The organism is Eubacterium sp. 1001713B170207_170306_E7 (genome assembly GCF_015547515.1).
In the GTDB taxonomy this organism is placed as follows: Bacteria; Bacillota; Clostridia; order Eubacteriales; family Eubacteriaceae; genus Eubacterium.
This window is the reverse complement of record NZ_JADMVE010000001.1, coordinates 950,301-973,272: the sequence shown is the minus strand read 5'-3', so window position 1 is coordinate 973,272 and position 22,972 is coordinate 950,301. Positions and strand designations below refer to the sequence as shown.

Annotated in this window: 22 protein-coding genes; 16 read left to right on the top strand and 6 right to left on the bottom strand. The window is 47.5% G+C overall.

Annotated elements, in window-relative coordinates:
- Nucleotides 1-11: 11 nt before the first annotated feature.
- The 3 genes from I2B62_RS04800 to coaBC are packed head-to-tail and all read right to left on the bottom strand — an operon-like array spanning nucleotide 12 to nucleotide 2,446.
- A complete protein-coding gene (locus tag I2B62_RS04800; RefSeq protein ID WP_195267816.1) occupies nucleotides 12-485 on the bottom strand; it encodes a threonine/serine exporter family protein in 474 nt (157 codons plus the stop codon).
- A gap of 3 nt (nucleotides 486-488) precedes the next feature.
- Nucleotides 489-1,253, bottom strand: a complete 765-nt coding sequence (locus I2B62_RS04795; RefSeq protein WP_195267815.1) for a threonine/serine exporter family protein — start codon at nucleotides 1,251-1,253, stop codon at nucleotides 489-491.
- Complete coding sequence (gene coaBC / locus I2B62_RS04790; RefSeq protein WP_195267814.1) at nucleotides 1,250-2,446, bottom strand: bifunctional phosphopantothenoylcysteine decarboxylase/phosphopantothenate--cysteine ligase CoaBC; 1,197 nt, start codon at nucleotides 2,444-2,446, stop codon at nucleotides 1,250-1,252. The genes I2B62_RS04795 and coaBC overlap by 4 nt, the downstream gene beginning before the upstream one ends.
- A gap of 174 nt (nucleotides 2,447-2,620) precedes the next feature.
- On the opposite strand from coaBC, the gene I2B62_RS04785 reads away from it, so the two are divergent.
- From I2B62_RS04785 to I2B62_RS04710, 16 genes are all read left to right on the top strand, one after another.
- Entirely contained in the window at nucleotides 2,621-3,241 is a 621-nt protein-coding gene (locus tag I2B62_RS04785) for an ECF transporter S component (protein ID WP_195267813.1), read from the top strand.
- A gap of 169 nt (nucleotides 3,242-3,410) precedes the next feature.
- Complete coding sequence (locus tag I2B62_RS04780) at nucleotides 3,411-4,385, top strand: AraC family transcriptional regulator (RefSeq protein ID WP_195267812.1); 975 nt, start codon at nucleotides 3,411-3,413, stop codon at nucleotides 4,383-4,385.
- 71 nt (nucleotides 4,386-4,456) lie between these two features.
- Nucleotides 4,457-5,035: an MptD family putative ECF transporter S component gene (locus I2B62_RS04775; RefSeq protein WP_195267811.1), complete on the top strand. Its 579-nt coding sequence runs from the start codon at nucleotides 4,457-4,459 to the stop codon at nucleotides 5,033-5,035.
- Nucleotides 5,036-5,773 (top strand): energy-coupling factor transporter transmembrane component T, encoded by a 738-nt coding sequence (locus tag I2B62_RS04770; RefSeq protein ID WP_195267810.1) that lies wholly within the window; start codon nucleotides 5,036-5,038, stop codon nucleotides 5,771-5,773. It abuts the gene before it with no gap.
- Nucleotides 5,770-7,251: an ABC transporter ATP-binding protein gene (locus tag I2B62_RS04765; protein WP_195267809.1), complete on the top strand. Its 1,482-nt coding sequence runs from the start codon at nucleotides 5,770-5,772 to the stop codon at nucleotides 7,249-7,251. The genes I2B62_RS04770 and I2B62_RS04765 overlap by 4 nt, the downstream gene beginning before the upstream one ends.
- Before the next feature lie 40 nt (nucleotides 7,252-7,291).
- Nucleotides 7,292-9,070 (top strand): ABC transporter ATP-binding protein, encoded by a 1,779-nt coding sequence (locus I2B62_RS04760; protein ID WP_195267970.1) that lies wholly within the window; start codon nucleotides 7,292-7,294, stop codon nucleotides 9,068-9,070.
- Nucleotides 9,063-10,799, top strand: coding sequence for an ABC transporter ATP-binding protein (locus I2B62_RS04755; protein WP_195267808.1), 1,737 nt, complete (start codon nucleotides 9,063-9,065; stop codon nucleotides 10,797-10,799). Before I2B62_RS04760 ends, I2B62_RS04755 begins: the two co-directional genes overlap by 8 nt.
- Nucleotides 10,800-11,057: 258 nt before the next feature.
- Nucleotides 11,058-11,816, top strand: coding sequence for a Fe-S cluster assembly ATPase SufC (sufC, locus tag I2B62_RS04750; RefSeq protein WP_195267807.1), 759 nt, complete (start codon nucleotides 11,058-11,060; stop codon nucleotides 11,814-11,816).
- A complete protein-coding gene (gene sufB, locus I2B62_RS04745; protein WP_195267806.1) occupies nucleotides 11,813-13,219 on the top strand; it encodes a Fe-S cluster assembly protein SufB in 1,407 nt (468 codons plus the stop codon). Before sufC ends, sufB begins: the two co-directional genes overlap by 4 nt.
- Nucleotides 13,220-13,252: 33 nt before the next feature.
- A complete protein-coding gene (locus I2B62_RS04740) occupies nucleotides 13,253-14,314 on the top strand; it encodes a SufD family Fe-S cluster assembly protein (RefSeq protein ID WP_195267805.1) in 1,062 nt (353 codons plus the stop codon).
- Nucleotides 14,314-15,552 (top strand): SufS family cysteine desulfurase, encoded by a 1,239-nt coding sequence (locus I2B62_RS04735; protein ID WP_195267804.1) that lies wholly within the window; start codon nucleotides 14,314-14,316, stop codon nucleotides 15,550-15,552. The genes I2B62_RS04740 and I2B62_RS04735 overlap by 1 nt, the downstream gene beginning before the upstream one ends.
- Nucleotides 15,542-15,973: a Fe-S cluster assembly sulfur transfer protein SufU gene (gene sufU / locus I2B62_RS04730; protein WP_195267803.1), complete on the top strand. Its 432-nt coding sequence runs from the start codon at nucleotides 15,542-15,544 to the stop codon at nucleotides 15,971-15,973. Before I2B62_RS04735 ends, sufU begins: the two co-directional genes overlap by 11 nt.
- Before the next feature lie 224 nt (nucleotides 15,974-16,197).
- Nucleotides 16,198-16,941: a nickel pincer cofactor biosynthesis protein LarB gene (gene larB, locus I2B62_RS04725; RefSeq protein ID WP_195267802.1), complete on the top strand. Its 744-nt coding sequence runs from the start codon at nucleotides 16,198-16,200 to the stop codon at nucleotides 16,939-16,941.
- Nucleotide 16,942: 1 nt separating this feature from the next.
- A complete protein-coding gene (locus I2B62_RS04720) occupies nucleotides 16,943-17,806 on the top strand; it encodes a LarC family nickel insertion protein (RefSeq protein WP_195267801.1) in 864 nt (287 codons plus the stop codon).
- Nucleotides 17,807-17,832: 26 nt separating this feature from the next.
- A complete protein-coding gene (locus I2B62_RS04715) occupies nucleotides 17,833-18,927 on the top strand; it encodes an aldo/keto reductase (protein WP_195267800.1) in 1,095 nt (364 codons plus the stop codon).
- Between the two features lie 113 nt (nucleotides 18,928-19,040).
- Nucleotides 19,041-19,568, top strand: coding sequence for an FmdE family protein (locus I2B62_RS04710; protein ID WP_195267799.1), 528 nt, complete (start codon nucleotides 19,041-19,043; stop codon nucleotides 19,566-19,568).
- Between the two features lie 39 nt (nucleotides 19,569-19,607).
- Here the strand turns inward: I2B62_RS04710 and I2B62_RS04705 are convergent, their stop codons facing one another.
- The 3 genes from I2B62_RS04705 to I2B62_RS04695 are packed head-to-tail and all read right to left on the bottom strand — an operon-like array spanning nucleotide 19,608 to nucleotide 22,852.
- Complete coding sequence (locus I2B62_RS04705; RefSeq protein WP_195267798.1) at nucleotides 19,608-20,777, bottom strand: ABC transporter permease; 1,170 nt, start codon at nucleotides 20,775-20,777, stop codon at nucleotides 19,608-19,610.
- Nucleotides 20,764-21,909, bottom strand: a complete 1,146-nt coding sequence (locus I2B62_RS04700; RefSeq protein WP_195267797.1) for an ABC transporter permease — start codon at nucleotides 21,907-21,909, stop codon at nucleotides 20,764-20,766. Before I2B62_RS04700 ends, I2B62_RS04705 begins: the two co-directional genes overlap by 14 nt.
- 10 nt (nucleotides 21,910-21,919) lie before the next feature.
- Nucleotides 21,920-22,852: an ABC transporter ATP-binding protein gene (locus tag I2B62_RS04695; RefSeq protein WP_195267796.1), complete on the bottom strand. Its 933-nt coding sequence runs from the start codon at nucleotides 22,850-22,852 to the stop codon at nucleotides 21,920-21,922.
- Nucleotides 22,853-22,972: the final 120 nt, after the last annotated feature.

Here is a 22,972-nt window from a genome sequence, read left to right as displayed (position 1 = left end):
TCTGTTTTTCATTAATGAACAGAGTCTTTTTTTCTACGTTTTTTTAATTCCCTTCGGATATTCAACCAGATACGGATACTTGAGGAGACAATGATAATCCCCATGGCGAGCGCACCGGCAATGCCGAGGGTGTGCAGCCCTGTGTTGATGGCCTCGTCTACACGGCCATTGATGAAATGCTCCATGGTATAGTAGATACCACCGCCAGGAACAAGGGGAATAAGGGCAGCAGCAAGATAGATGGTTGCCGGCGCCTTGAAACGCCGGGCCATGATCTCTGCATAAAGCGAAACCGCTAAGGTTGCGATAAAATACTGGGGAATGTCATTGATAAAAAATCCCTGAAGCCCCATATACAAAAACCACCCCAAAGCACCGCCGATACCGGCGATAACCAAAGCCTGGCCGCGGATATTAAAGACGACGCCAAAGGCCATCGTAGCGGCGAAGGCATAAAAACATTGAAGTAAAAGACTGCTCTCCATAGGCTATGCTCCTAAAAAAGGACGCAGGAAGGTTAACGGAATGGCCGCTCCCACAGCAATCCCAGCCCCGATTAGAAGAGCCTCGGTCGTTTTTGTCACGCCTGCCAGTAAATCGCCGGCAATAATATCCCGCATGGAGTTTGTGATGGCCAGTCCGGGCACCAGCGTCATAATGGTACCGATGATGATTTTATCCATGTTGGCAGCGAATCCAGAACGGACAAAGCCCAGAGCGCACAGGGCGATCACTGCGCCACAGATAACATTTTCAAAAAATGCGTTGGTTTTAATTTTTTCCAAAGCGTTAAAGACCACCTTAGTCAAAGCGCTGATGAAAAGAGCAGCACAGGCGTCTAACAGCGTTCCTTTAAAAAGCAGGGTGAAAAAGAAGGCCACAAAGGAGAAGGCCAGTACCTGCTTGATGAGGGAATAGGGCGGGAAACGGCGGATAGCTTCAATGCGTCGCTGAACCTCCTCATAGGGCGGGATGGTTGCGCACATTTCGCGGGAGAGGGAGTTGAGGCGCTCAACCTTGTACAGGTCGGTCCCGCGGCTGAAAATCCGCTTGGTCAGCGTCAGAGGAGGCTCATCGCCGACACGGATCGTGATGATGATCGTGGTGGGAACTGCGAAAATCTCTGCGTTGTCCACACCGTAGGCTTGACAGATACGGCGCATGGAATCCTCGACACGGTAAATTTCTGCGCCACTCTCCAAAAGCATGTCACCAATTTCCATGGCCACAGTGATGAGATGTGTTGGCGTCATGGCAGACAGTCCAAAATCGTGTCAAAAATCTGCCCGGCAACCTCCTCCTTTGTCTGCTTTGGAAGCTCGGTAACGCGATCTTTGGTAATAACGGTCACGACATTTGTATCTCCGCTGAATCCCGCACCCTCTACCTTTAAATTGTTCGCGATCATCATGTCAACATTTTTGCGTATCAGTTTGGCCTGAGAATTTTCAACGAGATTCTGTGTTTCCATGGAGAAGCCGCAAAGAAACTGGTCCGGGTGTCTGTTTGCGCCCAGCCAGGCTAAAATGTCCTGAGTGCGGTCCAGAGCAATGCTCATGGCACCCTCCTTTTTCTTGACTTTTTCATCCGAGTAATCAGAGGGGGTGTAGTCTGCCACAGCAGCGGCCTTAATGACGATATCCTGCTGCTTCGATCGGCTGATGACCGCTTCAAACATATCTTCTGCTGAAACGACATTTACCATGTTCACAAACGGCACCGGTGGCAGCGCGGTTGGACCGCTGACAAGGGTGACCTCCGCTCCGCGAAGCATTGCGTTTCGTGCCAGGGCATAGCCCATCTTGCCGCTGGAATGGTTCGTAATATAACGTACAGGATCAATGGCTTCACAGGTTGGTCCTGCGGTAATCAGTACTTTTTTTCCGGACAGATCTTTTTCAAAGGCGATTTCCTTTAAAATATGGTCGATCAGCACATCTTCTTTGGGCAGCTTGCCATCGCCGATGTCTTTACAGGCCAGAACTCCAGTGTCAGGCTGGACAATTTCAAAGTGATACTTTCTTAGAATATCCAGATTGTCCTGGACGACCGGATTGTGGAACATGTTGGTGTTCATCGCAGGTGAGATAATTTTTTTGCAGGTACAGGCCAGGGCTGTGGTGGTAAGCATATCGTCAGCCAGACCATGGGCAAGCTTGGCAATCACGTTTGCAGTGGCGGGGGCGATCATGAGCAGATCCGCCCTCTTGGCCAGCGAGACGTGGGCCACATTGTAATTGATGGTCTTGTCAAAGGTATCGACAATACAGTTATTGCCTGTCAGGGTGGAGAAGGTCATCGGCGCGATGATCTCTGTGGCGTTGGGGGTCATAATAACATGGACGTCACAGCCCCATTTTGCCAGAGCGCTGGCGACATTTGCCATTTTATAGGCTGCGATACTGCCGCTGACACCGAGGATCACTGTTTTATTTTTTAAGTTCATCTTTTATGTACTTCCTTCATTCAAATTTACTAGGAGATTATATCAAAAATAAAACCTTCCGTAAATGCGGTTTGGGTAAAAAAGGCTTGAAAGGTGATCTTTTTTCATGTAAAATAATCACGATTAAGCATTGTATCCGGCTCGACTGGAACGATAGCAGGAGGAAAATCGAATATGAAAACACGAACGACCAAAGAACTGGTCCAGTTGTCACTCTTTGTGGCAATCATTGTCCTGATGGCAGTTGTCCCGTTTTTGGGATACATTCCGCTGGGTTTCACCCGTGCGACCATTATCCATATACCCGTAATTATTGGAAGTATTATACTCGGTCCAAAATACGGAGCGTTTTTAGGATTTGTTTTTGGTCTTACCAGCCTGGTGAATAATACCTTTAACCCAACTGTAACGTCTTTTGTATTTACCCCGTTTTATTCGCTTGGAACATACGATGGTAATTTCTGGAGTCTTGTTATTTGTTTTGTCCCCAGAATCTTAGTCGGGGTTGTTCCTTACTATATTTACAAGGGGTTGAAAAAGGTTAAGGACAATGATGCGCTGGCGCTGACCTGTGCAGGCGTTGGCGGTTCACTCACCAACACATTGCTGGTTATGAACATGATTTATTTCTTCTTTGGACAGAGCTACGCATCTGCCAAGGAAATGGATATTTCAGCCCTATACGGGGCCATTCTGGCCGTCATTGGCATTAACGGCGTACCAGAAGCCATTGTCGCTGGCGTATTGACATTGGCAATCTGTAAAGCGCTTTTAAAATACGGCGTTAATAAATAATCTCAGATTCAATGCACCGCATTCTTTTAAGAATGCGGTTTTTTATTGTCTTTTTGACCAAATTGACATTTTGAAAAAAGGAAAGTATAATCTAGTTAGATGTATCTAACTTAAAAACATTTAAGTACAGGATAAAAGGAAAAGGCAATTAAGAGAAGGGAGACACGCAATGTCTCAAAAAAGCTATGTGAATCTGTCGCAGTTCAGTGTTGAGTTAACGCTTGAAGAAAAGGAGTATCGCGAGTTTTCTTCGAGCGATGCTGACGGCACCATGTTTATGAGAGTATATGAAATCATGCCGGGAGTCGAAATTTACTACAATGACTATCATACGCGGAAGCACTTTAAAGGTAAGATGGATGTAGGCAATTTTTATCAGCTTGCTTACAGCCATGAGGGAATCTATCAGAGTAAAATCAATACCTATCAGGAACTGAGGTTGTCAGAGAGTGAGCTTATGCTGCTGTCGAATGTGGCCTATACCCATGACGCCTGTATGCCGCTGGGATTTTACACGGGCTTTAACGTTATGTTTTATCCCGAATGCTTTTCTGAAGAAACCTTTTCGGTCTTTAAGCACTTTTCAATTGACATTTATCAAATATTTAATGGCTTACTAAACACAAAAGCGATTATCGTTCTGGCCTGTAACGAGGAGATCTCAGATATACTGGAAAGGTTGTATCATCATAGCCTGGAAGGCAGTATTCCCCATATGAAGCTCGAGATGATCAATCTGCTGCTCCAGATGAAAAACCCCGGAGGGTTTAAGGAAGGGCGTTACAAATACCTTTCACCAGCGACCCTCCAGACTGTTAAGGCCGTTAAGACCTATATTGAAAAGAATATGACCAGACATACCACCATTAAAGAGCTGGCTGAGCAATTCCATATCTCACGCACAAGTCTGAAGGATCACTTCAAGGCTGCCTACGGCTATGCGCCCTACGAATATCTGAAACGCTATCGGATGCACCGCGCTGCAGAGCTTTTACGCGCTACGAGCCTGACCATATCTGAGATCAGTGAAATGACGGGCTACGAAAACGCCAGTAAGTTCTCCTCAGCCTTTCGCAGTGTTTTTGGCCTGCCGCCGATGGCTTATAAAAAAATATGGCTAAACAGAGCAGATGCGGCTAAATAGAGTTGTAAGAAAAATCATTTTTCTGCTAATATGAGTTAGGTAAAACTAACTGAACAGAAAGGAAAAATGATATGAAGGAAAAGCTGAAAACAAAAGATTTAATTTATGCCGGTGCCTTTGGCGCCCTCTATCTGATTCTTGTGATGATGATTGTAATGGGGTCGGGTATTATCCCGGTTTTGTATTTAATATCGCCGTTTACGGTGGGGCTTATCTGTGCCACTGTTTATATGCTTTATGTTACAAAGGTTCAGAAGCCCGGCGCGATTTTGATTCTGTCGGCGTTGTTTGGACTCCTTACAAGCACTAACTCAATATTTTCACTTGTCTGGGCACTGCTGATGGGGATTATTGCAGAGCTTATTGTGAGAGCTGGGAAGTACAATTCAAAAAAGATGTACACACTCTCCTTTTACGCTTTTAATTTAAATATGATCGGGCCGTTTCTCATGCTGGTTTACGCTAAAAACCAGTTTGTCAGTATATGTGCAGAGTATTACGGCTCTGAATATGCGGCGGCGCTGGACGCACTGACGCCTGGCTGGATTATTTTTGCACTGGCGGCTCTGGCACTCCTTGGGGCGGCTGCAGGCACACTTCTGGCCAGCCGGTTCATGAAAAAACATTTTGTAAAGGCAGGCATCGCATAAATGGATGGCTTGGGTTTAGGGAAAAGCACAAGCGGTATTATCAGCATTGATCCCAGAGTAAAGCTGTTTCTGTTTGTCGTGACCTGTGCGTTTGTCATGGGATGTACAAAGACTGCTCCCTGCTTGCTGCTTGGCAGCTTTTTAACCCTGTTGTTGATATTGAGCGGGCGCCCTTTATCTGCGATAAAAAGCTACGCGTTTTTTATGACAAGTCTTTTCATCTTTGCCTTTTTAATGGACCGACTGCACGGTGTGCCGGGCGTTCTGATCCTTACCCTCGCAGTTGTGATTCGAATGCTTACGCCCATTATTATGGCTTTTACGCTTGTTTTTCAGACCACTACAATCAGCCAGTTCATGGCATCTTTTCAGAAAATGCATGTTCCAGTTCAGGTGATCATCCCAGTGGTGGTTATGTTTCGTTTTATTCCGACAGTTCAGGAGGAATGGCAGTGTATCCGTCAGGCTATGGCTTTTCGCGGGATCAGCCTGAGCGTGGGCGGTCTGCTTAGACACCCGGTTTTAACACTGGAGCATATTCTGATTCCCCTGTTGTTCAGCGCCGCTGCGATTATGGACGAACTGGCCTCGGCTTCACTGGCTCGTGGTCTCGACAGCACCAGGGAAAGAACCTGTCTGGTTGAAGTGAAAATGGGGGCTCTGGACTACGGATTACTGCTTTGCGGCGTGATGTTTCTCGCGCTGCTCTTTATCTATAATAGCGGAGGTGTGGGGTGATTGAGCTTCAAAACGTTAATTTTAATTATCAGGATGACAGCGAAAATGCAGCCCTCCGGGACTTGAACCTGACAGTGGCGGATGGTGAGTTCGTTGTGCTCTGCGGGAAAAGCGGCTGCGGCAAGACAACAGTCACACGGCTGATAAACGGGCTCATCCCACATTTTTTTGAAGGCCGATTATCAGGAACTGTTTTGGTAAACGGGCTGAGCGTATCCGAAGAACCGCTGATCAGAACTTCTGGGATAGTTGGCAGTGTTTTTCAAAACCCCAGCAGCCAGTTTTTTAATGTGGATACCACTGGAGAAATGGCCTTTGGCTGTGAAAACCAGGGTTTGAAACGTGAGGTTATTCTGGAGCGGATTTGCGAATCGAAGCAGGCGCTTCAATTGGGAGACCTAATGGGGCGTAGTATTTTTGAGCTGTCTGGCGGAGAAAAACAGCAGGTGGCCTGCGGCTCTGTCTACGCTGCGCATCCAGAGGTGTTTGTTCTGGACGAGCCCTCATCCAACATGGATGTCCAGGCCATTGATCGCCTTCATGCTATTCTGGCAGCGCTTAAAAAGAAAGGGAAGAGTATTGTGGTCTCTGAACACCGGCTGTACTACCTGATGGATTTGGCTGACCGCTTTCTTTATATCCGGGATGGCCGGATTGCTGGCAGTTATACTCCGGAAACGCTCAGAGGCCTTTCCTGCCATGCGTTGGACGAGATGGGCCTTCGCTGCACTAGCCTTTGGGGCGTAAAAAGAGAGGGTGTAAAAGCCCAAGTAGCATCGACTGCCTCTGCGGGGGTACAGATAACCGATTTAGTCTGTAAGCGTAATAAAAAAATGGTTCTGGACATTCCCGCTCTGGAGCTGCCAAAAGGCAGTGTCATTGCGCTTGTCGGTGAAAATGGCGCTGGCAAGAGCACGCTGGCCGGGTGTCTGTGCGGTATATTGAAATGCAAAGGGAAAATCGCAGTAAACGGACAGCTTCTCAAGGCAAAGCAGCGGGCGAAGCTGAGCTATATGGTTATGCAGGATGTCAACCATCAGCTTTTCTGTGACAGTGTGATAAATGAAGTAACAATGAATCTGCCTGAGGAGCAGGCTTTAAAGGTCAGTGCTGTTTTGAAAAAAATGGAGCTCGACGCCTATGCAGAGCGTCATCCGGCCTCACTTTCGGGCGGGCAGAAGCAGCGGGTAGCCATTTGCGCCGCCCTCTGTGCGTCGAAACAGCTGCTGTTTTACGATGAGCCCACAAGCGGTCTGGACTACAGTGGGATGAAAAAACTGTGCACGTTGATACAGGCATCGCAGGAAAAGCTTCAGCTGACTGTGGTAGTCACCCATGATCTGGAATTAATTCTGGGGTGCTGCACCCATGTTCTAAAGCTTAAAAACGGCCGGGTCGAGTCATTTTATCCTTTAGACGAAACCGGTATTGATAAAGTCAGAAAAATCTTTATAACAGGAGGAGAAAAGAGTGTCTGAAAACGTATCTCAAAAAAGACAGCCATCCGGCTTTGGAAGAATGCTTCAACTGGCCGGAATCAAAAAATCACTGACAATTCCATCCGTTGTGTTATCAGCACTGGCATCTGTGGCGTCCTTTGTCCCATATCTTTGTCTCTATTTTATCATCACAGAGATTACCGCGGCATACCCTGATTTTGACGCACAGCACTCAGCGGCTATTATCCGATGGGGCTGGATTGCTTTCGGCGGTGTGGCGGCAAACGTCGTCTTTTATTTTGCCGCTCTGATTCTGTCACATCTGGCAGCCTTTGGCACGCTCTATGAATTGAAAATCAATTTCACCACTTATCTTGCCCGGCTGCCTCTGGGCTTCCATTTAAACTACGGAAGCGGTAAGCTGCGCAAAATTACGGATGAAAACATTGAAAAAATAGAGGGCTTTATTGCGCATCAGCTGCCGGATATCGTCGCAGCACTGGTGGCGCCGGTAGTCATGATTGTCATTTTGTTCTCGGTGGACTGGCGCTTTGGCCTTGTTTCTCTGATCGGCGTTATCATTGCCTTTGTGGTGGAAATGATTGGCTATGGGGGAGCGGCGGCAAAGGAAATGATGGATAAGTACCAGCAGGCAATGGAGGACATGAACAATGCGTCTGTAGAATATATCCGGGGGATCACCGTCGTCAAGGCGTTTCGCCAGACTGTTTATTCCTTTAACCGTCTGCACGCGTCCATAAAAAATTACACCAGCTTTGTAATTCCTTATACCCTCAGCTGGGAGAATATTATGTCTCTGTATACTGCCATTGTCAACAATATTTACCTGTTTCTGATTCCTCTTGCTATTTTAATCGGAGTGGGAACATCTGCCGCAGATTATGGGGAATTCGCTTCAACGGTAATCTTTTATTTGCTGTTTGTTCCATCCATATCCTCGGTAATGATGAAGGTTATGTACAGTTCGACCAACTGCATGCAGATCAGCTCCTGTGTCGACCGGATGGACGAGGTGCTCAATATGACGCCACTGCCAGAACCCGCCAACCCAAAAGCCTGCGCAGGCGGAGATGTATCATTTGAGCATGTATCTTTTTCCTATAATAGCGACCAGACAGTTCAGGCGCTAAAGGATGTGAGCTTTACAGCTCCCGCGGGATGTGTAACCGCGGTGGTGGGTCCATCTGGCGGCGGAAAATCCACCATCGCGCACCTTATCCCGAGATTTTATGATGTCACGGAGGGTCGTATCGCTATCGGCGGTGTGGACATCCGACATATCGCCAACGAAGAGCTTATGTCCATTGTCAGTTTTGTTTTTCAGGATGTGTTCTTGTTTAAACAGAGCCTGATGGAAAATATCCGGCTGGGTAAACCAGACGCCACGGATGAGGAGGTTATTGCAGCAGCCAAAGCGGCGCAGTGCCATAGCTTTATCAGCGCTCTGCCCCGGGGTTACCATACCGTGTACGGACGTGATGGTATTTACCTGTCAGGAGGAGAACAGCAGCGCGTGGCCATTGCCAGAGCGATTATCAAAAATGCGCCGGTTCTGGTGTTGGACGAGGCGACAGCTTTTTCCGATCCGGAAAATGAACATCTGATTCAGCAGGCACTGCAGGCTTTGATGGCGGATAAAACCGTTATTATGATCGCGCACCGTCTGTCGACGATCCGCAGCGCGGATAATATCCTTGTGATGGAGGATGGTGAGCTTAAAGAACGGGGAACACATGACGCGCTGATACGGAAGAATGGAAAATACAGAATGATGTGGGATACCTATATGCAGACGCTCAACTGGAAGCTTGAAAAGGAGGTGACCGCAAATGCATAAATTACAAACGCTTTTTCAACTTAGTGACAAGGGCTATGAGAATCTGAAAAAGGCTATTCTGGCCTGCACTTTGACCAATTTATCCCTTATGCTTCCTTTTTGTGTGACCATCCAGATATTTGTTGAGCTGCTGAAACCGCTCATGGGAGGTACCCTGGACTGGAACCGCATGTGGCTCCTTTTTGGACTGGGAATCGTCAGCTTTGTTCTGGTATTTCTGGCCAATAAAAATGATTATAAAAAAACCTATATTACTTCCTACATGGAAGCGGAAAACACAAGGGTATCAGTAGCGGAGCGCATACGGCTCCTGCCCATGAGCTTTTTTAACGCGAAGGACCTTTCAGAATTGACAACCAACCTGATCGGTGACTGCTCAACCCTTGAACATGTACTGAGCCATGTGGTGCCTCAGCTGATTTCAAATGCCATCTCCTGCACGGTTATCTGCGTCTGCCTTGCTTTCTTTGACTGGCGTCTGGCGCTTACGGTGTACTGCACCATTCCCATTGCCTTTGCCATCATTTTTTTGAGCAGAAAGTGGCAGGATAAAATGAACAAACGTCAGATTGATTCAAAGCTGAAGGCTTCGGAACAGGTGCAGGAGTATATTGAAGGCATCAAGGTGATCAAGTCCTGCAATATGGCCGGTGAAAAATCAAAGGAATTGAACACAGCGCTGTTGTTTATGAAAAAAATGGCCATTAAAATGGAGCTGTTTACCGGAACGCTGGTCACAGGCGCACAGTTAATTCTCCAGGCGGGTATTGGCCTCACGATTTTTGCTGGCGCACAGCTCCTGACTGGTGGTAAAATCGAGCTTATTCCACTTTTGATGTTTTATCTCATTGTTGTTCGCATCTATGGACCGATCCTCACAGAGCTGACACTGCTGCCGGAATTATTCCACTCTCTGCAGTCCGTTCGGCGGATGAAGGCACTTCGTGAGGTAGATTATCAGGAAGGGCGGGAGGACATCGAGCTTCCAGACTGTGAGATTGTGTTTGACCATGTACGCTTTGGTTACAATACCGAGGAGGTGCTGAAGGATGTCAGCTTCACCATTTCTGAAAAGGCCATCACGGCACTGGTCGGTCCATCGGGGAGCGGAAAAAGCACAGTTGCTAAGCTTGCCGCCCGCTTCTGGGATATCAGCGGCGGAAGTATTATCCTGGGAGGAGTGGACATCAGCACACTGGATCCGGAATACCTTATGGATTATATGTCTTATGTTTTTCAGGATGTTGTACTTTTTAATGATACTGTTTATAACAATATTAAAATCGGAAACATGGATGCTACCGAGGAAGAAGTTCTGGCGGCGGCAAAGGCCGCCTGCTGTGACGTGTTTATTGAAAAAATGCCTGATGGGTACAATACCATGCTGGGCGAAAACGGCAGCACCATTTCCGGGGGGGAGCGGCAGCGTATATCTATTGCCCGTGCGCTATTAAAAAATGCTCCGATTATTCTGTTGGATGAAGCCACAGCATCTCTGGACCCTGAAAATGAGATGCTCATTCAACAGGCAATTTCACACCTGATCGCGGATAAAACAGTTCTTGTCATCGCCCACCGCCTGAGAACAGTGGCCGGGGCAGACAAAATTATTGTCCTTGATGAGGGAAAGGTGGTGGAGGAAGGTACCCACGAAACACTTATGGATCATAAAGGGCTCTACCAGAGGCTGTATTCCCTCCAACAGGAAAGCATGGAGTGGTCGGTTTAAGCAGTACCAGAACCAGAAAAAGATTTACCGGTACCATATCAGGCAGAAGCACGGCTTACTGAGGTATCGGAGAATGGCCATCTGATTCAGATGGCCATTCTTTGTTTTCATCAAAGTAAAAAACTATACTGCCACTAAATTACGTGTGTTTACGCGGTTGAAAGCAAGGGTGAACAGCGCTATAATAAACGTACCATTAATTCCCAGCAAAACACTCGGAATTATCTGGCGAAATTTATGATAAACATGGAGGAAAAAATGTCACAAGCATTATTAGAGGTAAACCAGTTGTCCGTCAACGTAGGAGAAAAAGAGATTCTCCATGGTGTCGATTTAAAGATCAACAAAGGGGAAACCCATGTACTCATGGGGCCAAACGGTGCAGGGAAGTCGACTCTGGGTTATGCGCTGATGGGCGCATCGCAATATGAGGTTACAGATGGGGAAATCCTGTTTAATGGCGAAGATCTTTCGGAGAAGACTGTGGATCAGAGGGCCAGAGACGGGATTTTTCTTTCTTTTCAGAACCCTTTGGAGGTCCCTGGGATATCACTTGGAAATTTTATCCGCAATGCCGCTGAGCAGCGGAGCGGGAAGCGTTTAAGACTGTGGGATTTCAGGAAAGAGATGGAAAAGTCCATGCGTGTTTTGCAGATGGACAGTAGCTATGCGGACCGAGATCTCAATGTTGGCTTTTCCGGCGGAGAAAAAAAGAAAGCAGAGATTTTACAGCTTCTGATGCTGAAGCCAACCCTGGCGATCCTGGACGAGACAGATTCAGGACTTGACATTGACGCAGTACGCACGGTTTCCAGAGGCGTAAGGGAATATCAGAAGGACAGAAAAGGCACTCTTCTGATCATTACACACAGCACCAAAATTTTGGAATCACTGCATGTGGACGTGACGCATGTGCTGGTAGACGGAAAAATAGCCGCATCCGGCGGCCGATCTCTGGTTGAGCAGATAAACCGGAATGGTTTTGAGGGGTACACTGCAGAGGAGGAAAAGGCATGAAGGAAAAAACCTATGTGGAGGATGTCAACAGGAGCATTTATGATATAAAAAATGATGAGCGGGATACTTACCGTGTTAAACAGGGGCTGACCACAGAAATTGTCGAGCAGATTTCCCGTGAAAAAAATGATCCTTTGTGGATGGAGCTGTTTCGTTTGCGATCCCTGCAAATTTATCATGAAACGGCGTTGCCAGACTGGGGCCCCGATCTGAGTGACTTTGACATGGACCAGATTGTTACTTATGTCAGGCCAAACACCAAAATGAGCGCAAAATGGTCAGAGGTGCCGCCAGAGATCAAAAAAACCTTTGAGCTGTTAGGTATCCCAAAAGCAGAAAGAAAATCGCTGGCCGGCGTCGGTGCACAGTATGATTCTGAGCTGGTCTACCACAATGTGCGGGATGAGGTTGCGGCTCAGGGCGTTGTCTATACGGATATGGAGAGCGCTCTGAAAGGTAAATACGCTGGGATGGTCAAGAAACATTTTATGAAGCTGGTACCGCCCACAGACCATAAATTCGCAGCGCTGCACGGAGCAGTGTGGTCAGGCGGTTCGTTTGTTTATGTGCCGCCAGGGGTATCGGTTACCATACCGCTTCAGTCCTATTTCCGGTTGAACGCACCAGGAGCAGGACAGTTTGAGCACACGCTTATCATTGTCGACGAAGGTGCCAGCCTCCACTTCATCGAGGGCTGCTCTGCACCGAAATACAGTGTAGCAAATCTGCACGCAGGCTGTGTAGAGCTCTACATCGGTAAAAACGCCAGGCTGCGCTACTCAACGATTGAGAACTGGTCTAAGAACATGTACAATCTGAATACAAAAAAGGCAAAGGTTGAAAAGGGCGGTACAATCGAGTGGGTATCAGGCTCTTTTGGTTCACATATATCTTATCTGTACCCCATGAGTATCCTGGATGGCGAGGGCGCAAGGACAGAATTTACAGGTGTTACCTTCGCGGGGAAAGGACAGAATCTGGATACAGGCACAAAAGTCGTTCATAATGCTCCGGACACCTCATCCTACGTCAATACCCGCTCAATCTCCAAGGATGGCGGTATTAGTACCTTTAGAAGTGCCATTGTCGTGACAGCCAAGGCTGCGAAAAGCAAATCTGCGGCAACCTGCGAGTCCTTAATGCTGGATTCACGCTCAAGGTCCGATACAGTCCCTGCAATGGATATTCGTACACAGGATGCAGATATCGGCCATGAGGCCCAGATTGGGAAAATCAGTGACGAGGCGGTCTTTTACTTAATGTCAAGGGGTATATCCGAGGAGGAAGCAAAGGCGATGATTGTCAGCGGATTTGCCGACAATGTATCAAAGGAGCTGCCGCTTGAGTACGCGGTGGAAATGAACAACCTCATACGCCTGGAAATGAAGGGAAGTATTGGATAGGATGCGAATTAAAATAGAAAAGCGAGGATTGCGATGAATCAGGGACTTGACATGACCATAAACCATTTGCCGGTCCGCACATGGAACTGGCTTCATATGAACAATGCAGCGCTGCAGCAGGTAGTAATGGACGGAGAAGCAAATCTCGAATCAAGCCTGCCGCAGCAAATAATCGAGGAGACAAAGACATTTCCCGCTCTTGAACAGATATCAACGGGTATGGGAGAAGATATGGACCGGCTGACAGAGCACTCATCAGTATTGCCAAGAATTTTTAAAAGTACCGCTGGCAAAAAGATCAAGACGCCGGTCAAGCTGTCGCTCAGCTATGGGAAAAATGCAAGGAAAGTAAATGCCTTCAGGCTGTGGGCATCAGAAAACAGCGAAATGACCGTTATTATGGACTGCACTTCAGAAGATGCGAGCAGTGGGCTCTCGGGATTACAGACTAAAATCCTGGCGGAGAAAAATGCTACGGTCCATCTGGTACAGATCCAGCGGCTGGGACAGGATTTCACCTGTTTAAACGATATTGGCGGTATCTGCAAGGAGGGCGCGAAAATCGAAGTGGTTCAGCTGATCGCTGGCGGGAAAGAAACGTATCTGGGCTGCGCGATAGAGCTGCTGGGCGACGACAGCGTGTGGAACGAGGATATCGGCTATCTCGTACGCACAGAGGAAAAGCTGGATATGAATTATGTGGCACTGCACAGAGGAAAACGCACACAGAGTAAAATAACGGCGTCCGGTGTTCTCAGGGATCATGCCTTTAAGTTATTCAGAGGCACAATCGACTTTAAAACCGGGGCTTCCGAAGCGTCAGGAGAGGAAAAGGAGGATGTTCTCCTGATGGATGACACCGTGATTAATCAGACGATCCCTCTTATTCTATGCGGTGAAGAGGATGTCCAGGGAAGCCATGGTGCCACCATTGGCCGGCTTGATGAGGCCTTAATGTTTTATGTGGAATCACGGGGGATAAGCCAGGAGAAGGCCTATGAGATGATGGCAAAAGCGCGCATTGATGCACTGTGCCGGAAAATACCTGATGATCACACAAGAGAACAGGTTCAGCGGTATTTAAAGAGGTACTGATGATGAAAGACGAAAGAAAACAAAACCTTGATTGGATACGGAACAGCTTTCCCTTCTTAAAGAACAATCCGTTAGTTTATCTCGATAATGCGGCAACTTCACAAAAACCGGAATGTGTCCTCCAGGCTGAAAAGAATTTTTACGAACAGTTTAACGCCAATCCTTTCAGAGGTCTGTACAGCCTGGCGGAAAAAGCGACTGAGCAATATGAAGAAGCACGATGCACCGTGCAGCACTTCATCGGAGCTTCCAGCTCAAAGGAAATCGTTTTTACGCGAAACGCGACAGAAAGCCTCAACCTTGTTGCTTATAGCTGGGGTGCTCAGACGCTGCAGCCCGGCGACGAGATTGTGGTGAGCGTTATGGAGCATCACAGCAGTCTGCTTCCCTGGCAGCAGGCCGCACAGCGAACCGGCGCCGTCATAAAATATCTGGAATGTGATCCACAGGGGGGAATTGAGGAAGAAAATCTGCGCAGGATTCTTACAGATCAAACGAAAATAGTGGCAGTAACCCATATGTCCAATATATTTGGACGGATCAACGACTTAAAGAGAATTTCCCAAATATGTCATGAAAAAGGGGCTGTGGTGGTCGCGGATGGTGCGCAGAGTGTGCCTCATATTCCGGTTGATGTATCGGCTCTGGGTGTCGACTTTCTGGCTTTCTCTGGCCATAAAATGCTGGCGCCCATGGGTATCGGCGTTCTCTATGGGAAAGAATCGCTTCTGGAAAAAATGCCCCCATTCCTGTGTGGTGGTGAAATGATTGAGTCTGTCAGCAGAACAGAGATTACCCTTGCCCCGGTGCCACACAAATTTGAGGCAGGGACTGTCAACGCTGCCGGTGCAGTAGCTCTGGCCGCAGCTATTCGCTATATCAAAGATCTTGGCTTTAAAACGATTCAGGAAAGAGATGAAATCCTCACAGCAATGGCCATGGAGGCAATGCAGGCTATTCCGGGGATCACGATCCTGGGCTCAGAGCATCCCGGAGAACACCACGGTATCCTCACTTTTACACTGGAAGGGGTACACCCGCATGATGTCGCGGCTGTTTTGGATGCGGATCACATTGCCGTCAGAGCAGGACACCACTGCGCTCAGCCGCTTTTACAGTATTTAAGCATTCCCTCAGCGACACGCGCCAGCATTGCGTTTTATAATACAGAGGCGGAGATCCATCAGTTTACAAAAAGCCTTGGACAAATAAGGAGGAAAATGGGCTATGGCGAATAAAACTTTTTATAATGAGGTGCTGACAGAGCATAATCTGCACCCTTTCCACCGGAGCGCACTTGAAAACGCCGATCTTGTAATGGAAGGGATCAATCCCAGCTGCGGAGACGATCTCTGGATTCAGCTCTGCATTAAAGATGGCCGGATAACCGAGGGCGCCTTTCAGGGTGACGGCTGCGCGATCTCTCAGGCCTCCGCAGATATGATGCTCGATCTTGTCATTGGAAAGACTAAAGACGAAGCCTTAAGGCTGGCAGATCTCTTTCTCCGCATGATTAAGGAAGGCATAACAGCGGATGAACTGGAGCAGCTTGAGGAAGCCTCTGTGCTGGAAGATATTTCGCATATGCCTGCGCGTGTTAAATGCGCAGTTCTGGCCTGGCGTACCATGGAGGCCATGCTGAAACAGGAGCAGAACTAAAAACATTTGAAAAGAAACTGACCGCATTCTTGGACAGAATGCGGTTTTTTAATTGCGCTGGGGAAAAGGGCTGTGCTTAATAATGCCTGGCAGGCATTTTGTTTTATCCAATATAAGCATTAGACATAAACCTGTTCCCGCGTTAAAATATGGATGTTCAAGGTTAAAATCGTTTGATTTACCGATAATTGAAGCATAAAAGTCAAGAGGAAGGTCAGGTAAAAATGGATACCAGAGAAGTACTTAAGCAGGTAAAAGAAGGAAGTGTTTCCATTGAGGAGGCAGAGAGAATTTTCCGCAAAGCTCCCGTCGAGGATCTTGGATATGCAGAATTGGATATGCACCGTGGCATACGGACCGGCTTTCCGGAGGTGATTTACTGCAGCGGAAAGGCGAATAAGCATTTGTTAAATATTTTTAAGAAACTGTTTGAACAGGAGGGCGAGGTTCTGGGAACACGTGCTTCGGAGGAACAGTATGAGATGCTCAGGAGCGAACTGCCCGAGGTTCAATATGACCCGATCTCCCATATCTTAAAAATTGAAAAAGCAGATAAAAAACGTATTGGAAAAATTGCGATATGCAGTGCGGGAACCGCGGACATTCCAGTGGCTGAGGAAGCGGCACAGACCGCGGAATACTTTGGCAGCACAGTGGATCGAATCTATGACATTGGCGTCAGCGGCATTCATCGTTTGCTGTCGAAGCTGGAACGGATTCAGGCTGCAAACTGTATTGTGACGGTTGCAGGCATGGAGGGAGCTCTGGCCAGCGTCCTCGGTGGTTTAGTGGATAAGCCGGTGATTGCAGTGCCAACCTCTGTAGGCTATGGCGCCAGCATGAATGGATTATCTGCCCTTTTGACCATGATCAATTCCTGCGCCAACGGCATTTCCGTGGTTAATATCGACAATGGTTACGGTGCCGGGTATATTGCCACACAGATTAATCGGATGGGAGTAAAGTAAAATGCGAACACTTTATTTGGAATGTTATTCAGGAATCAGCGGCGATATGTTTACAGCCGCGCTGTTAGACCTTGGGGCAGACAGAGAGCGGCTTTTAAGCGTACTGGATACAATCCCCGCAGAGGGCTTTCAAATTAAGATTGACCAGGTCAGAAAGGCAGGACTGGACATTTGCGATTTCGAGGTGATTTTAGACAAACAACACGAAAATCACGACCACGACATGGATTACCTCTATGGTGAGGATAACAAGGAACAAGACCAGCACCAATCAGAGGAAGCCCATGGCGCGCATTTTCATCATGATCACAGCCACCGGGGAATGAAGGAAATTCGAGCTATTCTTGCGCAGACAGAGATGTCTGAAAAGGCAGCGGCGACAGCTCTGAGGATTTTCACTATTCTCGGAGAGGCTGAGGCGGAGGCACATGGGACCACACTGGAGGCGGTTCATTTTCACGAAGTTGGAGCGCTGGACTCCATTGCAGACATTGTAGCAGCCTCTGTCTGCATGGAGGATTTGGGGATCGATGAGGTGGTCATTCCAGTGGTGTACGAAGGCAGGGGCAGTATTCGTTGTCAGCATGGGGTACTGCCTGTTCCGGTTCCGGCAGTCACATGTATAGCAGAAATGTACGGTTTGCCACTTCATATCACAGAACAGCGTGAAGGCGAGCTTATTACACCTACGGGAGCTGCCATCGCTGCCGCCATAAAGACAAACGAGAGACTTCCAAAGCGCTTTAGAATTTTGAAAACAGGGATAGGCAGTGGAAAGCGTAGCTACAAAACGCCAAGTCTGCTCCGTGCCATGCTCATTGAAGAAATAAACGAAACATATGTGTTTAGCGGTCCTATTGGTTAGGCTACTGACATTTAGAGGAGGAAAGAATGGAGTATCGTAAATTGCCGAGAGGCACAGAGAAAATCAGTATTATAGGTATCGGAACAAGCAGCATCGGCCAGGCAGGGGATAAGGAAGCTGCGTCGACCGCAGCTCTGGCCTTGGAAAACGGCGTCAACTTTTTTGATATGGCCTCGGCGGATGCCGAACCTTTTGCTGCTTTTGGGCGCGTTATGGAAGGCGTGCGGGAGCAAGTTTACTTACAGATTCATTTTGGAGCAGATTATCAAACCGGAAAATACGGGTGGACGCTGGACCCGGATGCCATCAAACGCTCGGTAGAATGGCAGCTCAAAGCCCTGAAAACCGATTATATAGACTTTGGCTTTATTCACTGCATTGATGAAGCTGCGGATTTGGAGCGTATCATTACCGGCGGGGTTCTTGAACAGATTCAGGCGCTAAAAAAGGCTGGAGTGGTCCGTCATATCGGGTTGTCCTCACACACGCCGGAAATCGCCCACAAAATGCTTGATTCCAGGCTCATTGATATGCTTATGTTCAGCATTAACCCTGGTTATGACTATCGTCACGGCGCCTATGCCATTGGAAGTGTGGATGAACGTATTGCCCTGTACCAGCGCTGTGAAGCGGAGGGGGTTGGTATATCAGTGATGAAGGCTTTTTCAGGCGGCCGCCTGCTGGACGCTTCGCTGTCGCCCTTCAAGCGGGCTTTATCAGAATACCAGTGTATTCAGTATGCGCTGGATACACCGGGCGTTCTGACCGTGCTTCCCGGGGTACGAAACAGCAGCGATATGCGGCGTATTCTTGGTTTTTTGAAGGCCACTCCGGAAGAAAAGGACTATTCAATCCTCGGCAGCTTTGCGCCACAGGATGCCGAGGGCGTCTGTGTGTACTGCAATCATTGTCAGCCCTGCCACGAAGGGCTGGACGTAGCCTTGATCAATAAATATTACGATCTGTCCCGGGCAGGTGACAGCTTAGCAGAAAGCCATTACTTTAATTTAGAAAAAAAGGCATCCGATTGTATCGCCTGTGGGCACTGTAATAACCGTTGTCCTTTTAAGGTGGACCAGGTAGCGCGCATGAAAGCGATCCAGAACTATTTTGGGGAATAGGCAGGAGTGGATATCTATTTTATTCAAATACATTAAAAATAAAGGCTTTGCAGTTTTTAATAGACTTTTCCGAAAAATATAGTATAATCATTACAAAAAAGGATGTGATCACTATGAATGATGCATTATGGATAAAGGCGGTTGAATTCCATGGGCATGAGTGCCCAGGGCTGGCCATTGGCGTGCGCGTCACGGACGCGGCAAAAGAAATGCTGCACATTGGCTCGTCAGAGGATGAAGAAATCGTATGCGTTGCGGAAAATGACTCCTGCAGTGTGGATGCGGTGCAGGCGCTGCTGGGCTGTACCTTTGGAAAGGGAAATCTTTTGTACAGAGATACTGGAAAGCAGGCCTTTTCGTTTTTTAACCGTGCCACCGGAGAGAAGGTTCGTATTTATCTAAAATCCCGGAAAAAAGGGACGATGAGTAAGTCCGAATATCAGGAATATCTTTTAAATGCCCCGCTTGATGAGCTGTTTGATTATTCGATGCCTAAATTTGAGCTTCCCGAAAAGGCCCGGATTTTCACTACGGTTTTTTGTGAACTCTGCGGTGAAGGCGCGCCAGAACATAAGATGCATTTACAGGAAGGAAAAATTGTCTGTGAGGACTGTTTTAAGCCCTATAACAGAGGCTGGTAAAATAGAAAGAGGCGCCGGAGCAAAAGCCGGCGCCTTTTTTTAATTTCTGCTGAGCTGTCGGTATCGGCTGACCATCAGGCCTACGGCAAAAATTGCAACGATAAAGCCTACCAGGATCATCATATCGGCGAGAACAGGAGAAAGAGACTCCATACTGAAGCTCTTCAGGCCGATAATGGTATCATTCGCTTTAATATACCAGTAGGTCGGGGTAAAGCTGGCAATGGCTTTAACCGAGTCGCCTAAAAGGTATTGTGGGACAAAAACCCCGCTCAGAAAGCAGAGTCCCAATGAGACGACGTTGGCCACTGCGCTCTGAATATTGTAGTTTTTGATGAACTGCCCTGTCAGAAAAGCAATGCCGAGAGCCGTAAAGGTCATGAGGAGAGCATTAACACTGCAAAGCAGAACCAGGGGCAGATTTTCAGGGGTGATGTCGTAAAGCGCAAAGGCGACCACCAGCATACATACCCAGACGATAACACTGAATACAGTGCTGGCAATGGCCAGCTGCGCGTTGAAACTTTTAAGGCGCATGGGCGCACAGCTGTTCCGGCGTTTGATATCCTGATTATTAAAAACCATCATAATAGAGGAAATACCAAGAATTAAAACGGCCAGCAGGGCATAGGTCAGATAATTAAAGTAGTAAGAATAGCTCGGAACACCTTCTTCGATAGAAACCTGATCCAGAGTAACTGTTGTTTGGTCATCCATGCTGGCGGCTGTCTTTTTCGAGAGCTCAGCCTGGCTGATATCTGGAATCCCTTTTAGGTAGAGCTGAGCAGTATTAAAATACTGATTGACCAGCTGGCCCATTTGATACTGAAAATCGCTGTCCGGGACAGTGTTTTCGATAATTTCCGGATTATTGCCCGCCATAAAGCCTTGGGTAAAGCCTTCGGGAATGGTTGCGATATAGACGACCTCTCTGAAAAAAAGAGCGTCCTTGAGCGTTGACGGATCATCCTTCAATGGGACAATATCGGCATTTTGGTTAAGATAATCGGTAAAACCGCGGACCAGGTCGCTGTCTTCATCGTGATTGACAACGGCAATCACTGGTTTTCTGGGTGTGAAGCTTGTGCTGTCGTTCGTCTGTGTCATCATTGAGAATAAGACAGCCAGGCCGATAAAAATAACGATGTAGATCATCATTTGCATCAGGTTGCTTTTAATGATTTTAAAGTATGTTTTAAAGACTTGCATATTGCTGCCTCCGGGTAATAAAATAGGTGATGGCGGAAAAGATCAGGGCAAACACGCACAGAATAGTGATACAGGCGTAAAATTTTGGACCGCCGTCGTAATAATAGATGCTGTAAAAAGCATCGGTAATCTGAGCGACCGGATTGATAACCTCAGCCCAGGGTGCGCTTAAACGGATACTGTACTTGATGTCGGGGGACATCATGCCTGACAGAAAGGACATAAGCATGGCAACCGCCACAAGAATACCGGTTTTGAGGCCTTCGCCGCCTTTTACTAGAACGCCAACCATGGTGCCGAAGGTAATGCCGCAGATTGAGCCGACTAAGCTGATCAGCAGAATCTCAGGGATATGATTTCCCAGCTCAACCCCCAGCGCAAAGACCATATAAGCGATGAGAATGAGCATTTCAATAAAATGAATGGTCAGCGTCGCGCAGAAGTTGATGCCCAGCAGTTTCAGCTTATGTGTCGGCGCCATTGCTATGCGGGCAGCCTTATCCGATAAATTGGCCTGGATGTCAACCATGTCCTGAAGGCCCAGAAATGCGCCGTAAAAGCAGGCCATTGCCAGAAGTGCGTAATAACTGATGAGCAGCGTGTTCAGACTTTTATCAGTCAGAGAGCCGGCAGCAGTGAAGTCTTTGGTACTGCTGATTTCATCCATAAACCCTTGGGCGAAGGCCTGAGGATTTGTCTGCGCGACATCGGCAACAGTATGGTAGATTCGGATATACTGGTCCAGCACATTTTTAATGATGGTTTGATTGATGCCGGATTCGGTAACGGTCAGGTCAGGTTTGTCATCACTCATGGCAATGATACCGGAAACCGTACCATCAGAGAGCCATTCCATGGCTTTTTCGGTGTCAGTGGTCAGCGAGACTTTAAAAACAGGGTCCTCATCTTCGGAGATCGCTTCCAGGGTTTCTTGGAAGCTCTCACTGTTCTGATAGTCCGCGTTGTCGATCACGGCAACGGGGATCGCCTTGAAATTATGGTCTGAAAAAATATTGCTGAAACCAAAATGGAACAAGGTTGCCAGTATCATTGGAAAAAGAAGGGTCCAGAAGACCAGGGCCTTGTCCCGCAAAAGACATTTTATGCGGTTGGTATACAAAAAAGAAAACATGAAGGGCCTCCTAGTCTCTCAGCTCTTTGCCTGTGATTTCGAGGAAAACGTCGTTGAGTGTGGGTTCCTCAGAGGTGACACGGCCAAAGCTGATACCGTTCTTTTGCAGATAATTCAGAAGCTGCATCAGATTATTTTTTCCACCAGAGTAATGGATTTCCAGAAAATTATTTTGATAATTGATCTTTGAGACAGAGTCCTGCGCTTCAATGGCACGGAGATGAACATCCGAAAGGTCGAAAATTTCAACATGTACAGTTTCAGCTGAACGGATCATGGCTTTCAGCTCTTCTTTTGTGCCCATTGCCAGTGTTTTTCCTTTATCCATAATGGCAATGCGGGTACAGATTTGTTCCACCTCCTCCATATAGTGAGAGGTGTAGACAATGGTCGCACCGGCGGCGTTGAGTCTTTGAATTCCCTCCAGGATAGCGTTTCGGCTCTGGGGGTCCACGGCGACTGTCGGTTCGTCAAGAATGATGAGCTTGGGCTTATGTGCAATGCCGCAGGCAATATTCAAGCGCCTGAGTAAGCCGCCACTGAGTTTTTTAGGTGAAAACCGTTTAAAGTCTTCAAGGCCGACAAAACGGATAGCCTCCTCAACCAAAGGGCGGCGTTCCTCCTTATCCTTAATGTAGAGACCACAAAAATAGTTAATATTTTCGTAAACAGTCAGCTCATTAAAAACTGCGACATTCTGCATGACAATCCCGATGTCCCGCTTAAGGGCATAAGAGGTTGGCGTCATGGGCTTTCCAAAAACCTCGATGGTACCTTTATCATATTTGAGCAGGGATAGAATGCAATTTATGGTGGTGGACTTTCCAGATCCGTTTGGTCCGAGCAAACCGAAAATTTCGCCCTCTCTCACCTGAAGATTGAGATGATCGACGGCGACGAGCTCACCGTAACGTTTAACTAAATTTTGAACATTGATAACCATGATGGTGCCTCCTGTATGTGATGCTTTTATTTTACGCTGCCGCTGGGGGTTCCGGTAGTGCCTTACATCAATAAATTGTATGACAAATGTAATTAAGAAAATAAGTTTGTGTAAAAACTA